The sequence below is a fragment of the Pontibacter saemangeumensis genome, from assembly GCF_039541895.1.
Taxonomy (GTDB): domain Bacteria; phylum Bacteroidota; class Bacteroidia; order Cytophagales; family Hymenobacteraceae; genus Pontibacter; species Pontibacter saemangeumensis.
Genome location: NZ_BAABHC010000029.1, coordinates 739,486 through 752,757, shown reverse-complemented (window position 1 = coordinate 752,757; position 13,272 = coordinate 739,486). Strand labels below are relative to the sequence as shown.

13 protein-coding genes are annotated in these 13,272 nt (G+C 56.4%); 7 read left to right on the top strand and 6 right to left on the bottom strand.

Going from position 1 to position 13,272, the window contains the following annotated elements; all coding sequences use genetic code 11:
• Nucleotides 1-22: 22 nt before the first annotated feature.
• The 5 genes from ABD920_RS21430 to ABD920_RS21410 form a co-directional block, all read right to left on the bottom strand.
• Entirely contained in the window at nt 23-337 is a 315-nt protein-coding gene (locus ABD920_RS21430) for a type II toxin-antitoxin system RelE/ParE family toxin (protein WP_345162126.1), read from the bottom strand.
• Complete coding sequence (locus tag ABD920_RS21425) at nt 325-507, bottom strand: cyclin family protein (protein ID WP_345162124.1); 183 nt, start codon at nt 505-507, stop codon at nt 325-327. Before ABD920_RS21425 ends, ABD920_RS21430 begins: the two co-directional genes overlap by 13 nt.
• Nucleotides 508-572: 65 nt before the next feature.
• The gene (locus ABD920_RS21420) at nt 573-995 is read right to left on the bottom strand and encodes a hypothetical protein (protein ID WP_345162122.1); all 423 of its coding nucleotides are present in this window, start codon (nt 993-995) and stop codon (nt 573-575) included.
• Nucleotides 996-1,010: 15 nt separating this feature from the next.
• Nucleotides 1,011-1,403: a group III truncated hemoglobin gene (locus ABD920_RS21415; RefSeq protein ID WP_345162120.1), complete on the bottom strand. Its 393-nt coding sequence runs from the start codon at nt 1,401-1,403 to the stop codon at nt 1,011-1,013.
• Between the two features lie 132 nt (nt 1,404-1,535).
• Nucleotides 1,536-4,835 carry a vitamin B12-dependent ribonucleotide reductase gene (locus ABD920_RS21410; protein WP_345162118.1) on the bottom strand — a complete coding sequence of 1,100 codons (3,300 nt, stop codon included), beginning with the start codon at nt 4,833-4,835 and terminating at the stop codon, nt 1,536-1,538.
• Between the two features lie 392 nt (nt 4,836-5,227).
• On the opposite strand from ABD920_RS21410, the gene ric reads away from it, so the two are divergent.
• From ric to ABD920_RS21380, 6 genes are all read left to right on the top strand, one after another.
• Nucleotides 5,228-6,184, top strand: coding sequence for an iron-sulfur cluster repair di-iron protein (ric, locus tag ABD920_RS21405; RefSeq protein ID WP_345162116.1), 957 nt, complete (start codon nt 5,228-5,230; stop codon nt 6,182-6,184).
• Between the two features lie 74 nt (nt 6,185-6,258).
• Nucleotides 6,259-6,762, top strand: coding sequence for a hemerythrin domain-containing protein (locus ABD920_RS21400; RefSeq protein ID WP_345162114.1), 504 nt, complete (start codon nt 6,259-6,261; stop codon nt 6,760-6,762).
• Nucleotides 6,763-6,764: 2 nt separating this feature from the next.
• Complete coding sequence (locus tag ABD920_RS21395; RefSeq protein ID WP_345162112.1) at nt 6,765-7,583, top strand: DUF2249 domain-containing protein; 819 nt, start codon at nt 6,765-6,767, stop codon at nt 7,581-7,583.
• 2 nt (nt 7,584-7,585) lie between these two features.
• Complete coding sequence (locus ABD920_RS21390; RefSeq protein ID WP_345162110.1) at nt 7,586-8,896, top strand: hypothetical protein; 1,311 nt, start codon at nt 7,586-7,588, stop codon at nt 8,894-8,896.
• Nucleotides 8,877-9,191 carry a metal-sulfur cluster assembly factor gene (locus tag ABD920_RS21385; protein WP_345162108.1) on the top strand — a complete coding sequence of 105 codons (315 nt, stop codon included), beginning with the start codon at nt 8,877-8,879 and terminating at the stop codon, nt 9,189-9,191. Before ABD920_RS21390 ends, ABD920_RS21385 begins: the two co-directional genes overlap by 20 nt.
• Before the next feature lie 47 nt (nt 9,192-9,238).
• Nucleotides 9,239-9,694: an RrF2 family transcriptional regulator gene (locus ABD920_RS21380; protein WP_345162106.1), complete on the top strand. Its 456-nt coding sequence runs from the start codon at nt 9,239-9,241 to the stop codon at nt 9,692-9,694.
• 95 nt (nt 9,695-9,789) lie between these two features.
• On the opposite strand, the gene ABD920_RS21375 is transcribed toward ABD920_RS21380, so the two are convergent.
• Nucleotides 9,790-10,107 carry a hypothetical protein gene (locus ABD920_RS21375; RefSeq protein ID WP_345162104.1) on the bottom strand — a complete coding sequence of 106 codons (318 nt, stop codon included), beginning with the start codon at nt 10,105-10,107 and terminating at the stop codon, nt 9,790-9,792.
• Here ABD920_RS21375 and ABD920_RS21370 point away from each other — a divergent pair.
• Entirely contained in the window at nt 10,088-12,859 is a 2,772-nt protein-coding gene (locus tag ABD920_RS21370; protein ID WP_345162102.1) for a hybrid sensor histidine kinase/response regulator transcription factor, read from the top strand. The two genes, ABD920_RS21375 and ABD920_RS21370, sit on opposite strands and share 20 nt — an antisense overlap.
• Nucleotides 12,860-13,272 lie beyond the last annotated feature (413 nt).

The window sequence follows — 13,272 nt, the reverse complement described above, 5'->3', positions numbered from 1 at the left end:
CCCGGTATATATGCCGGACCTTTTATAAATTGGTATGTTTTTTCATTTCTTCTGTGTCCAGTTGTTTAGAAGAATGAAACACGGTGATGATGTCAATGCGTTCTTCAGAAACTATTTTGTAAATCAGCCTGTAGTTGCCAATGATGATTTCCCGAAGGGTTTGGATCTGTGTTTCAGGTACTATTCTCCCGCTTAAAGGAAACTGAACAATCTGTCTGGCGGAAGTTCGTATTCGCTGAATAGTAATCCTGGCATATGTAGCGGAGTCTTTCCTGATGAATTCTGCAATGTTTGTAAGGTCAGCAACTGCCAGGTCAGTCCAGTTTAATTGAGCCATTCGGGAAGCTTTCGGTCTAGTTCTTCGTCGGGTGTGATTTCTTCGTTTTTACTTTGCTGAAGCCCCGTTTCTATTTTGTCCAGCAGCAGGATACGGTCTATTATTTCGTCGACCGTAAACTCATTGGGCAGCTGCTTTATCGATTCTAAAAGCCTTTCTTTCGTTACCATTCCTGTTTAGTTTGTACAATCAAATATAACGGTTTAAGGCCAGAAATGGGTTGCGTTTTTGTCTCTTATGAACGAAACAGCTCAACTCCGAACATCACCAGCAGCACCAGCTTCAGCAACTCGGCGCCTATATAATAAACATGCAGCGAGGAGCGCGAAACCTTGGCACCCGAGATGATCAGCTCCGCGCGCTTGCTCATGGCGGGCAGCAGCCAGATGGTTTGCAGCAGCAACAGCACCGGAACCAGCAGGAACACAGGAGACAGGCTGTGATAGCTGCCACCATATATAAGCAAGAATACAGAAGCCAGCGCAAAACCCCACTCTACTTTGTTTAGGGCGCTGAAGATGAGGCGGCCGATGCTCAGGCCAACGGGCAGCGTCACGCCGGGGGCGCGGAACTTCAGCCAGGCCTCCATAAAGCTGATGGCGCAGACGAATCCTGCCCATACAAACGCGATGCCGATAAGGGGCTGTGCGTAAGTCATCCTTCGTTTCTTCGGTTACAGAATAGTGTTCTTGTTCTTTTGGTAAAGCGCGATTTTGCCAGCGAACATCTCGGCCATGCGCGCCGCGCGCCACTTGGCCTCTGTCGCTTTGCTGCCAGTAAAAAGCTCATCCACTGTTGTGTAGAAAATGCTGAGCCATTTTTCAAAATGCTCCCCGCTCACGGGCAGTGTGATATGCTTCGCACCGGGACTTCCCTGGTACGTGAGCTCTCCCAGCAGCACCGTTTGCCAGAACCGGTACATGATATCCAGGTGGCGTGCCCAGTTGTCTTTGATGCGTTCCTCGAAAATGGGTCCCAGCAGGGCGTCCGCCCGCACCCGTGTGTAAAACAGGTCCACCAGTTGCCTGATGTCCCCTAAGGTCAGTATGTCTTTGTTCTCGGTCATGTTAAGTAATGTAAAAGTTTATTGTCTGAAGCAGGATTTACAGGATGCCTGGATGTCCATGATTTATCTATTGCACATGTAGGAACAAATCCTGCGAATCATAAAATCCCGTAAATCCTGCTTCAGACGATTTTAACTACATCCTAAACTGTTGCCGCAGTTCAGGCATTTGTAGCAGGTGCCGGAGCGGATGGTGATATGGCCGCAGACGTTGCAGATGGGGGCGTCGCCCATCATGCTGGCCAGCACCTGCTGCGTCTGTTCCATCAGCACCGTTTTGCTCTGCGTCACCACCTGATACGTTTTGCCGTTCGTGGCTGGCATGTCCGGCTTCGTTTCCTGCGGCGCAACTGCCGTGTCCCTGTCTGTCTCTTTGTCCTGCTGTTGCACGTGCACCAGGTCGGTGCGGTTCAGGTACTCGTAGCCCAGCAGCCGGAAGATATAGTCGAACACCGAGGTGGCCGATTTGATGTTCGGGTGCTCCACGCGGCCCGCCGGCTCGAAGCGGGTGAAGGTAAAGCGGTTCACAAACTCCTCCAGCGGCACCCCGTACTGCAAGCCCAGCGACACCGAAATGGCAAAGCAGTTGAGGATGGAGCGGAACGAGGCACCCTCCTTGTACATATCGATAAAGATTTCCCCAAGCGTGCCATCCGTGTAATCCCCAGTGCGGACGTACACGGTGTGGCCGTCTATTTTGGCCTTCTGCGTAAACCCTCTGCGCTTGTCCGGCAGTTTGCGGCGCTCCACCATCGCCGTCAGCTGTTGGCGGAATTTCGGCTGTGCCGCATCGGACAGGATGGCCTGTGCCGCCCTGAGCACCTGCTCAGCGTTATAGGTGGCCTCTTTCGTGCCGGGTGAAGGCGCTGCCGTATCGGGCGCTTCGGCAGGCGTCTCTTCCTTCTCCGTGCGGCTGCTTTTGGAAGTGAGCGGTTGGGAGAGCTTGCTGCCATCGCGGTAGAGCGAGCAGGCTTTCAGGCCCAGTTCCCACGACAACTCATAGCAGCGCGCCACCTCGGCCACGGTCGTTTCGTTGGGCAGGTTGATGGTTTTCGAGATCGCGCCGGAGATAAACGGCTGCACCGCCGCCATCATCAGGATATGCCCTTCCGCCTTGATGAAGCGGGTGCCTTTGTTCCCGCAGCGGTTGGCACAGTCGAATACCGGGTAGTGTTCTGCTTTGAGGTGCGGTGCTCCCTCCACGGTCATGGTGCCGCAGGCGTAGTCGTTTGCCTCCTCCACCTGCTGCGGGGTGTAGCCCATGCTGCGCAGCAGGTTAAAGCCCGGCTGCTGGTACTGTGCCGGCGCGTAGCCAAGGCGCTGCAGGCAATCCTCCCCGAGTATATGTACATTGAACAGGGCGGTGATATTGTAGGCGGTAGGCAGGGCGGCTTCCAGTTTATGTATATCCTCTGGCAACAGGCCTTTAGCCAGCAGCGCCTCCGGGTAAAGGTGCGGTGCGCCTTTCAGGGTGCCGTGGCCTTTGGCGTAGTTCACGATGGCCTGCACCTGCTCGGGAAGATAGCCCAGCTGCTGCAGCGCCGCCGGGATGGACTGGTTGATGATTTTGAAATAGCCGCCGCCCGAAAGCTTCTTGTACTTCACCAGCGCAAAGTCGGGCTCCACGCCAGTCGTGTCACAGTCCATCAGCAACCCGATGGTGCCGGTGGGGGCGATGACGGTGGCCTGGGCGTTGCGGTAGCCATATGCCTCGCCCTGCTCCAGGGCCGTATCCCAGGCCTGCTGCGCCGCCTGCAGCAGTTGCGGCGGGCACAGTTCCTGATCCAGGCCGTGCGGTTTGATGCTTAGCCCCTCATATGCCTCCTGCTGGTTGTAGGTGGCGTAGCGGTGGTTGCGCATCACGCGCAGCATGGCCTCCTTGTTCTGTTCGTATTTTGAAAATGCACCCAAGACAGCGGCCATCTCAGCGGACGTGCGGTAGGCGGTGCCGGTCATGAGGGAGGTGATGCCGGCCGACACGGCGCGGGCCGCGTCGCTGTCGTAAGGCAGGCCCTGCACCATCAGCAGCGCCCCCAGGTTGGCATAGCCGAGGCCGATGGTGCGGTAATCGTACGAGCGCTGCGCCACCGCTTCGGACGGGAACTGCGCCATCAGCACCGAAATCTCCAGCACCACCGTCCAGAGGCGGCAGGCGTGGCGGAAGGCGGCGATGTCAAATTCCTGTTGCTCCTGATCAAAAAACTTAAACAGGTTAAGGGAGGCCAGGTTGCAGGCGGTGTCGTCGAGGAACATATACTCCGAACAGGGGTTGGAGGCTTTTATCTTTCCCCCGGCCGGGCACGTGTGCCACTCGTTGATGGTGGTGTCGAACTGCACGCCTGGGTCAGCGCAGGCCCAGGCGGCCTCTGCCACCTGCTGCCATATATGGCGGGCAGGTACGGATTTGAGCACGCGCCCATCGGTGCGTGCCGTCAGGTGCCAGTCGGAGTTGGTGTGCAGGGCCTCAAAAAAAGCGTTCGGTACCCGCACCGAGTTATTCGAGTTCTGGCCGGAAGCCGTCTGGTAGGCCTCACCTTCATACTCGGCGGAGTAGCCGGCGGCAATCAGGGCCGCTACTTTTTTCTCCTCCTCCTTTTTCCAGTTGATGAACGCCTCGATCTCCGGGTGGTCCAGGTCGAGACACACCATTTTGGCGGCCCTGCGCGTGGTGCCGCCCGACTTAATAGCCCCGGCTGCCCGGTCGCCCACTTTCAGGAAAGACATCAGGCCGGAGGAGGTGCCCCCGCCGGAGAGGGGTTCGTCTTTGCCCCGGATGGCCGAGAAGTTGGTGCCCACCCCGGAACCGAACTTGAAGATTCGCGCCTCCTGCACCAGCAGGTCCATCAGGCCGCCTTTCTGGGCAAGGTCGTCGTGCACCGACAGGATAAAGCAGGCGTGCGGCTGCGGCCGGCCAAAAGCGGATTCCGATTCTTTCAGCGCACCTGTTTCGGGCTCCACATAAAAGTGCCCTTGCGCTTTCCCCGTAATGCCATAAGACTCAAAGAGCCCCGTGTTGAACCATTGCGGCGAGTTAGGGGCGGCGTACTGGCCCAGCAGCATATACACCAGCTCGTCGTAAAACACCTGCGCATCCTCCTCCGCCTTAAAGTAACCGTAGCGGCTGCCCCAGGCCCGCCAGCAGTTGGCCAGCCGGTGCACCACCTGCTTCACCGACCGCTCGGCCCCCTTGCTGCCGTCGGGCTGCGGCACGCCGGCGCGGCGCAGGTACTTCTGGGCCAGGATGTCTGTCGCAATCTGCGACCACTGCAGCGGCACCTCCACGTCTTTTATCTCGGCCACCACATGGCCGGTGGGGGTGCGGATGGTGGAGGAGCGGGGTTCGTATCGGAACATGTCGAAGGGGCTTTGCGCCGCCGTCGTGAAGTGCCGGGCAAAGGAGAGGCCAGCGTGCTTGCTGTTGGTTTTTTTCATGAGCGTTCTATGTGTTGATGGTATATAAATCGGTGTCAGGTACCCTGGCTGCGCCGCAGCCAGGGTGACAGAACTGCAAAAAAGGCAGCAGCCGAATGCGAATAAAGCTAAGCCCAACAGCCCCCGCGGCGCATGACCGAAGTCATTTTGAGTGATGACATCAGTCATTTTAAGTTTACGCGAAGTGGCATAAACTTGTACATCGAATCAGCGGCCCGGCATGCCAAACCGGTGTGCCGCCTGCTGCGGATATTGATTGGAAACATCTCCGTCAAAACCTGGGGTAAATATAAGACGTATAGTAAAATAATAAAATACCTTTATATCTTTTATTTTAGATAATCATATTTTACCTTTATCCCGATATCAAAACCATACTAATCATATATCATATGGAAGCCACACAAAACATAGAAGTACTGGATGTCACCATCATCGCACCACGCCTGAAGCACCCGACTATTTTTGAGAAGTTCGATGCGCTACGGGGAGGGGAGGCCTTTATCATCCACAACGACCACGATCCGAAGCCGCTGTACTACCAGTTGCTGGGCGAGCGCGGCAACACCTTTACGTGGGAGTACCTGCTGCAGGGCCCTGAGATTTGGGAAGTGAAAATAAGCAAGCTGGCCCCTGCCGAGGGCGACACCGTGGGCGAACTGGTGGCCAAGGATTTCCGCAAGGCGCAGGTGTTCAAAAAGTACGGCATCGACTTCTGCTGCGGCGGCAAGAAATCGGTGGCCCAGGTATGTGAGGAGAAGGGCCTCGACCCACAGGTGCTGGAAACAGAGCTGGAGGCCAGTACCGCAGCCGCTACCCGCGAAACAGATTACGGCAGCTGGGAGCCTGGTTTCCTGGCCGATTACATTGTGAACATGCACCACAAGTATGTGCGCGAAGCCATTCCGGCCTTATATGAATACACGTCCAAGATTGCCCGCGTGCACGGGGAGCGGCATCCGGAGCTGCTGGAGGTAGCAAAGCATTTTGTGAATGTCGCCAACGAACTGGAGGCCCATATGCCGAAAGAAGAGCGCGTGCTGTTCCCTTACATCAAGCAGCTGACTGAGGCGAAAAAGCACAACGTTGCGCTGGACAAGCCCGCCTTTGGCACTATCCAGAACCCCATCAACATGATGGAGATGGAGCATGAAGCAGCCGGAGACGAGCTGGAGGCTATCCGCACGCTAACCAACAATTTTGAGCTGCCGGACGATGCCTGCGCCACTTACACGGTTGCCTTCAAAAAGCTGCAGGAATTTGAGGAGGACCTGCACCGCCACATCCACCTCGAGAATAACATCCTGTTCCCGAAAGCGCTGGAGCTGGAAAAAGAAGTCCTGAAATAACAACTGGGGCAGGCAGCCCTGCGGCTGGCCTCCCTTATTTTTCAAATTAAAGGGGGGAAGACCCCGCTACCGTCATGGAAAACGCAACGAAACCCCAAAAGAGAGACAAAAGCCTGATTCCACTGTCCAGGGAGCACCACTTTGGCCTGCTGTTCTGCTGGAAACTGCGCCAGGGGCTGAAGAACGGTGCCGACCTGGAGGTGATGCGCGCGTATGTGCGCTACTTCTGGAAAAGCATCCTGCAGCCGCACTGCGAGGAAGAGGAATGGGTGATGCGCCGCCTGCTCCCGAAAAACAACTACATGCGCCTGCGCCTGGAGGAGGAACACCGCCTGCTGCAGGCACTGATTGAACTGGTGGAGGAGGGAAGCCCGATGAACAGGGACCTGTTCAAGGTGCTGGAACAGGACCTGGTGGACCACGTGCGCTGGGAAGAGCGGGAGCTGTTCCCGTACCTGCAGGCCGAGGTGCAGCCCGACGAGTTGGAGCTGACCGGTAAGGTACTGGAGCACCGGCACACCGTGCACACCGACGATTTCACACCCGAGTTCTGGGTTAAATCAGCCAAAGCCAAGTAGCCATGGACATAGCGGCCACTACCAAAATTTCCTCCCTTATCAAGGAAAACCCGGATGCCGTGGAGGCCATCGCCTCCATCAGCAGTCATTTTGAGAAGCTGCGCAACCCGCTGCTCCGCAAGCTGCTGGCCTCGCGGGTAACCATCGCCGATGCCGCCCGCATTGGCGGTTGTAAGGTGGAGGCTTTCTATGAGAAGCTGGCCCCACTGGGCTTCACCGTCAGCAGCAGCCAGGGAAGCACACGGGCACTCACCGCTGAGGCTGGCCCCAGGCCTGCCGCACTGGCGCAGTTGCCTCCGGAGAACATCATCACGCTGGATGTGCGGGAGGCTATCGCTGCCGGCCATGATCCTTTCCAGCGAATCATGGGCGCGGTGCAGAAACTCAACAGTACCAATGCGCTGCTGCTTGTGAACACTTTTGAGCCGACGCCGCTTTTCGCTATCCTCGCCAAAAAAGGGTACGCTGCCTACGCCGAGGTGCAGGGGCCGGACCTGGTGCATACGTACTTCTGGCTAAGCGGCGGGGGAGAGGCGACGCCTTCGGAAACCAAGGCCCCGAATAGGGACTTTGAGCAATTGCTGCACCGGTTCGGCAACAGCAAGGTCCGGAGCATTGATGTGCGCCACCTGGAGATGCCGCAGCCGATGGTTACCATCCTGGGCGAGCTGGAGCAGATGCCGCCGGGCGAGGCCCTGTATGTGACGCACCGAAGGGTGCCGCAGTTCCTGCTGCCGCAGTTGGAGGAACGCGGCTTTACCCACGCCATCCGGGAGGTCGGCCCTGCGGAAGTTCACTTACTTATATATAAAGCGACGTAGCCATGCGTACCGCCACCGTCTCTAACTCACCGGGCAAATGGGTCGTGCTGCCGCATTATGCGTTTGCCGCCCTGGCTTTTGTGGCCCTGAGCGTGCTGCTGCTCATCTCCACCGATGCCTTCGGCGGGCACTACTTTCACCCGAAGCTGCTGACCCTGACGCACGTGGCAGTGCTAGGCTGGGCGACCATGCTCATATTCGGGGCGCTGTACCAGTTGCTGCCCGTGGTGCTGGAGGGGAGGCTTTACTCCGAGCGGCTCGCCATATATACGTTTGGCCTGCTGGGCACCGGCACCATCCTGCTGGCCTATGCGTTCTGGCATTTCGAGGTGGGCTGGGTGATGCACCTTGCCGCCTGTTGCCTGTTTCTTTCTTTCCTGCTGTTCACCATCAACGTGCTCCAGACGGCCCGGCAGGCGCCAAAATGGACGATAGAGGCTGATTTTATCGTGACCTCGGCCATCTGGCTGCTCATGACGGGCCTCGTGGGGCTGCTGATGGCCATTAACTTTTCGGTGCCTTTTCTGCCGGAGGACCACGTGCATTACCTGAAGCTGCACGCGCATATGGGCATGGCCGGCTGGTTCCTGCTGCTGATCATCGGCGTCGGCTCCAAGCTGATCCCGATGTTTTTGCTCGCGCATGTGAAAGAGACAAAGAAGCTGCACTGGGCATATAACCTGATTAACGGGGGGCTGGTGCTGTTCGTCTTCGACCACATGGTGCTGCGGATGGGGCTGCTGGCGTTGTGTGCCGCGCTGGTGGCAGGAGGCGTTGTGCTGTTCCTGCTATATGTTCAGGCGGCCAGGAAGGCGGCCCTGCGGAAAGACACTGACCTGGGTATGACACAGACGTTTGTGGCACTGGGCCTGCTCGTGCTGCCCCTGGTGCTGGTATTCGTGGTGAGCGGCAGCGGCCTGCGTGTGGCGCCGCAACTGATGGCCGCTGTCTACCTGGTATATGGCATCACCGTTTTCCTGGGGTTCGTGACCGCGCTTATCCTGGGGCAAACATTCAAGACACTCCCTTTCATCGTGTGGATGCATGCGTACGAAGACCATGTGGGGCGCTTTAAAACGCCGCTCCCAAAAGACCTTTACAGCCACGCGCTCCAGCGCTGGCAGAACATCAACTACCTCCTCGGCCTCCTGCTGCTGGTGGCGGGGGTGCTGCTGCGGCAACAGGAAATTATCCTGGCCGGGGCCATTGCCTTCACCATAACGGCTGTTTTATATATGATAAACGTGTTCAGCCTGCTGCTGCACAGAGTACATGACCTTAAACCCTTCTCTTATGGAAACGCAAGCGCCTGACATTGGCCACGAGGCGTTCGAAACGCTGAAGTACATCATCGACCCCGAAATCGGGATAAATATCGTAGACCTCGGGCTGGTATATAAAGTAAGCCTTGAGCAGGAGCAGCTCACGGTAGAACTTACCCTCACCACCCCCGGCTGCCCCATGAGCAGCACTATCGTGAAAGCAGCGGAGCAGGTGCTCATCAAGCGCTTCCCTGACCTGGATGTGGCGGTGGAACTGGTCTGGTCGCCGCCCTGGTCTGTTGATATGATTTCGGAGGAAGGGGAGCGCCAGTTGGGAAGGATATAGTAACTTTGCAGCCGTTTTAGTGTTAGACGTTTAGAGACTCTGAACCCATGTTATCGAAGACAACAGAATATGCTATGCGTGCCGTGGTGTACATCGCGCTGAGCGATGCCCAGGGCAATAAAGTGGGGATAAAGGAAATTGCCAAGGAACTGGAACTTCCGGCCCATTTCATGGGCAAGATCCTGCAGGACCTGGTGCGCAAGGGCGTTATCTCTTCCTCTAAAGGGCCGGGCGGCGGATTCTTCCTGCACCGGTCGGCCAGCGACATCAGAGTGATAGAGGTGGTGCAGGTGATTGATGGGCTGGAGGCATTCAGGAGGTGCGGCATGGGCATGAAGGAGTGCTCTGATAAGCACCCCTGCCCCCTGCACAACGAAATCAAGGCCTACCGCGACCAGCTGCTGAAGGTGCTCAGTTCCAGGACCATCCAGGATCTGGTGAATGGCATCAGCTCCGGGGAATACTTTATTACCAACGTACACGAGGCAGCGCCGAAAGCATAGCCTACTTTTGCTGCTTTATCTATACCGCCCCGATATGCTGCGCGCCTGTACGTGCAGCATATCGGGGCGCTTCTCCTCTCCGTATATCCTTCAGCTTACCAAGAAATTTCCTGCTGCGCCAGTCTGGTAGGGATGCCGGCCCGGCGGCAGCCGAGGTGTTCCCCTTCATCTCCGGCAATACACATCCCCAAGCTGTTCTTTGCCGGTGGCACGTGACGGAATACTGCAGGATAAAATCCCTGTTTGCCTTCAAATGTTAACAAAAGCCTTTTCTGGAAGCATTGATTTCCCTTTAAAATCCTTACCTTGTAAATCCGAATGTCTCTTATTTTCGCTGTTTCGGATACAATGCGCTTCTGTGGCGTTCCCGGACCTATATAAACAGTAGCAGCTATGCGGTTGTTGAAAGCCATATCCCTTATACTCCTCACTTTTGTGATTTCCTGCGGCAAGCCAGCCGAAGAGAAAGCGATCACCATTGGCTTTTCGCAGTGCACGGAAGGCGATGCCTGGCGCAAAGCCATGCACCGGGAAATGGAGCGGGAGGTGTCGTTTCACCCGGAGATAGACCTGCAGATAAAAGACGCCAAGAACAGCAGCGCCCGGCAGGTAGCGCATATCAGAGAATTTATAGACCAGGGGGTTGACCTGCTCATCGTTTCCCCGAATGAGGCCGAGCCCATTACGCCGGTGGTGGAGGAAGCCTTCGAAAAAGGCATCCCGGTGATCGTGGTGGATAGGAAGACCAGTTCCTCCAGCTACACCGCCTATGTGGGGGCTAACAACTACCAGATCGGGAAGCTGGCGGGAGAGTATATCGCCGAGATGCTGAACGGGGAGGGGGAAATCATAGAAGTGTGGGGCCTGACAGGCTCTACGCCGGCCATCGAGCGGCACAGGGGCTTCCTGGAAGGCATCGCTGCCTACCCGGGGGTAGAGGTTGTGGCGGATGTAAAGGGGGAATGGGAAAAGGAGATCGCCAAAGCCCGTTTCCCGGAGGCCTTCCACGCCAATCCGGGCATCGACCTGGTGCTCGCCCACAACGATGTGATGGCGCTGGGGGCCTATGAGAGCATAAAGGGCCAGGCCAGGCAAAAGGATTTGAAGTTTGTCGGCTTTGATGGCCTGGGAGGCCCCAACGGGGGGCTGCAGTTTGTCGAGGACGGCATCCTGGACGCCACCTTTCTCTACCCTACCGGTGGGGAGGAAATCATCCAGCTGGCCTATAATATCCTGCACAACCGGCCGTACGAGAAGGAGAACATCCTCAACACGACGGTGATCGACGATCGGAACGTGCATATCATGAAGCAGCAGTCCGACAAGATCCTGATCCAGGAGCAAAGCATTGAGCGACAGCAACACAGGATATACGAGCAGATCGAGCTATATAACAACCAGCAGGGGCTGCTGTACATCCTGTCGGCCAGCTTGGTCGTTATCATTGTGTTAGGCGCGCTGGCCCTGCAGGCCCTGCGGCTGAAGCAGGAGGCCAACAGGGCCCTGCTCCTCAAGCACCAGGAGGTGGTGAACCAGCGGAATGAAGTGGCGCTGATGGCCAAAAAAGCCGATAAAGCCAACGAGGCCAAATTGAAGTTCTTCACCAACATCTCCCACGAGTTCCGCACGCCGCTCACTCTGATTCTGGGCCCGGTGGAGGATGCGCTGCAAAGCAATATTCCTGCTGATTTAAAGATAGACATGCTGTTGGTAAAGCAGAATGCTACCCGTTTGCTGCGGCTGGTGAACCAGCTGATGGACTTCCGTAAGGTCGAGAACAAGAAAATGAAGCTTCAGGCGTCCGAAAGAGACATTGTCCGGTTCGTGAAAGAAGTGGCTTCTTCCTTCGACAGGCTTGCCAAAAAGCGCAACATCAGCTTTAAAGTGCAGACTGACCTGAAAGAACTGCAGGTGTTCTTTGACGCCGACAAGCTCGACAAGGTGCTGTTCAACCTCCTCTCCAATGCCTTCAAGTTCACAAAAGACGGCGGGAAAGTAACGCTGGGCCTGCGCCTGTCCGATACCTACGACAGTGTGGTTGTTTCGGTGGAGGACAACGGCAAGGGCATGTCTGCGGTGCAGGCGGAGCATGCGTTCGACCGGTTTTACTCCGGGGACACCTCCGGCAGCCTCAGCACCGGTTTGGGGCTGGCGCTTTCAAGGGAGTATATGAAACTGCACAAGGGCACGATTGCCGTCGAGAGTGAGGAAAAACGGGGAACGAAGTTTATGATCGTGCTGCCGTTGGGAAGCGGGCACCTCTCCGAGGACGAGATCGTGGCTGACCCCGGCGCATACGCGCCGCCACTGGCCCCTGGTGTGGCGGACACGGACGAGGATCTCTACGGCGAGCCTTACCTGGCGGGGGAGGGGGCGAAACTGAAAGAGCACACCATCCTGCTGATAGAAGACAACAAACAGCTTCGGGAGTTCCTGAAAAAGCGCCTGGAGCGGGAATTTAACGTGGTGGAGGCACCGCACGGGGTGTTCGGCCTGAACCAGGCCTTCGAAACGGTGCCGGACCTGATCCTCAGCGATGTGATGCTGCCCGGGCAAAGCGGCCTGGAGATCACCTCCATCCTGAAAAATGACCTGCGCACCTCGCATATCCCGGTTATTCTGCTGACAGCCAAAGACGCCATGGAGCAAAAGATAGAAGGGGTGCAATCCGGGGCTGATTTATATATAACCAAGCCCTTCAGCTCCCTGTACCTCCTGGAAAGAGTGAAGGGCCTGCTCAAAAACAGGGCGCTGCTGAAAGAGCACTACAGCAGCGAAGTGGCGGTGGATACAAAGGCAGCCCCAACGCCGCCAAAGCAACTGGACAAGAAGTTCCTGAACGAGGTGATGGCGGTGGTTGAGAAAAACCTTTCCAACCCCAACCTGAACGCCAACAGCATCGCCCATGACCTGGGCATGTCGCGGGTGCAGGTTTACCGCAAGCTGAAGGCCCTGCTGGGATACTCCGTGAACGACTATGTGGTAAACGCCCGGCTGAAGAAAGCCCGGCACCTGTTGCTGCACACCGACAAGAACATATCTGAGATCGCCTACGAGGTAGGTTTCTCTTCCCCCGCCTACTTTTCCACCGCCTTTAAGAATCATTTCGACAGGAGCCCTTCTGATTTTAAGGCGGACCGCTCCTTGAAAGAGCCAAGCGTATAGCCACAGCCGATTAAGGTTAGCAAAAGTTTCCGGCATACCAACCACCAGCCTTTCCGCATACTTCCCTTTGTAACCGGGGTTGATCTTATCGTTACGTCTATCCCATAGAAAACCTTTCCCTGCTCTCTCAGCTGGTATGCCTGCCGGTTGAAACACCACTGGCAGGAGTATGTTCTATCCTCTGTATACACGCAGCCTGTTCCCGTTTCTTTACTTCTGAAAAAAAGCCAAACACCTTTCCCTCCAAGTATAGGATAGTATACACAGGTGCTCAATGCCTGCCGCTTGCCTGCTGCTATGGCAGGGAATACAAGTGAGTGGATACTCATTTATGTAATAGGCGCCCGCCTTGCCGCAGCATAGCCAGTCAAAAAAGGGATATGTTGCTGCTATATGATACAATTTTGAAACAA

Bases quoted from the DNA above. Each gene is read 5' to 3' on its own strand.
- ABD920_RS21425 (WP_345162124.1), bottom strand. From the start codon at position 507: ATGGTAACGAAAGAAAGGCTTTTAGAATCGATAAAGCAGCTGCCCAAT.
- ABD920_RS21375 (WP_345162104.1), bottom strand. From the start codon at position 10,107: ATGGCTTTCAACAACCGCATAGCTGCTACTGTTTATATAGGTCCGGGA.
- ABD920_RS21430 (WP_345162126.1), bottom strand. From the start codon at position 337: ATGGCTCAATTAAACTGGACTGACCTGGCAGTTGCTGACCTTACAAAC.
- ABD920_RS21420 (WP_345162122.1), bottom strand. From the start codon at position 995: ATGACTTACGCACAGCCCCTTATCGGCATCGCGTTTGTATGGGCAGGA.
- ABD920_RS21400 (WP_345162114.1), top strand. From the start codon at position 6,259: ATGGAAAACGCAACGAAACCCCAAAAGAGAGACAAAAGCCTGATTCCA.
- ABD920_RS21395 (WP_345162112.1), top strand. From the start codon at position 6,765: ATGGACATAGCGGCCACTACCAAAATTTCCTCCCTTATCAAGGAAAAC.
- ric (WP_345162116.1), top strand. From the start codon at position 5,228: ATGGAAGCCACACAAAACATAGAAGTACTGGATGTCACCATCATCGCA.
- ABD920_RS21390 (WP_345162110.1), top strand. From the start codon at position 7,586: ATGCGTACCGCCACCGTCTCTAACTCACCGGGCAAATGGGTCGTGCTG.
- ABD920_RS21410 (WP_345162118.1), bottom strand. From the start codon at position 4,835: ATGAAAAAAACCAACAGCAAGCACGCTGGCCTCTCCTTTGCCCGGCAC.
- ABD920_RS21385 (WP_345162108.1), top strand. From the start codon at position 8,877: ATGGAAACGCAAGCGCCTGACATTGGCCACGAGGCGTTCGAAACGCTG.
- ABD920_RS21380 (WP_345162106.1), top strand. From the start codon at position 9,239: ATGTTATCGAAGACAACAGAATATGCTATGCGTGCCGTGGTGTACATC.
- ABD920_RS21415 (WP_345162120.1), bottom strand. From the start codon at position 1,403: ATGACCGAGAACAAAGACATACTGACCTTAGGGGACATCAGGCAACTG.
- ABD920_RS21370 (WP_345162102.1), top strand. From the start codon at position 10,088: ATGCGGTTGTTGAAAGCCATATCCCTTATACTCCTCACTTTTGTGATT.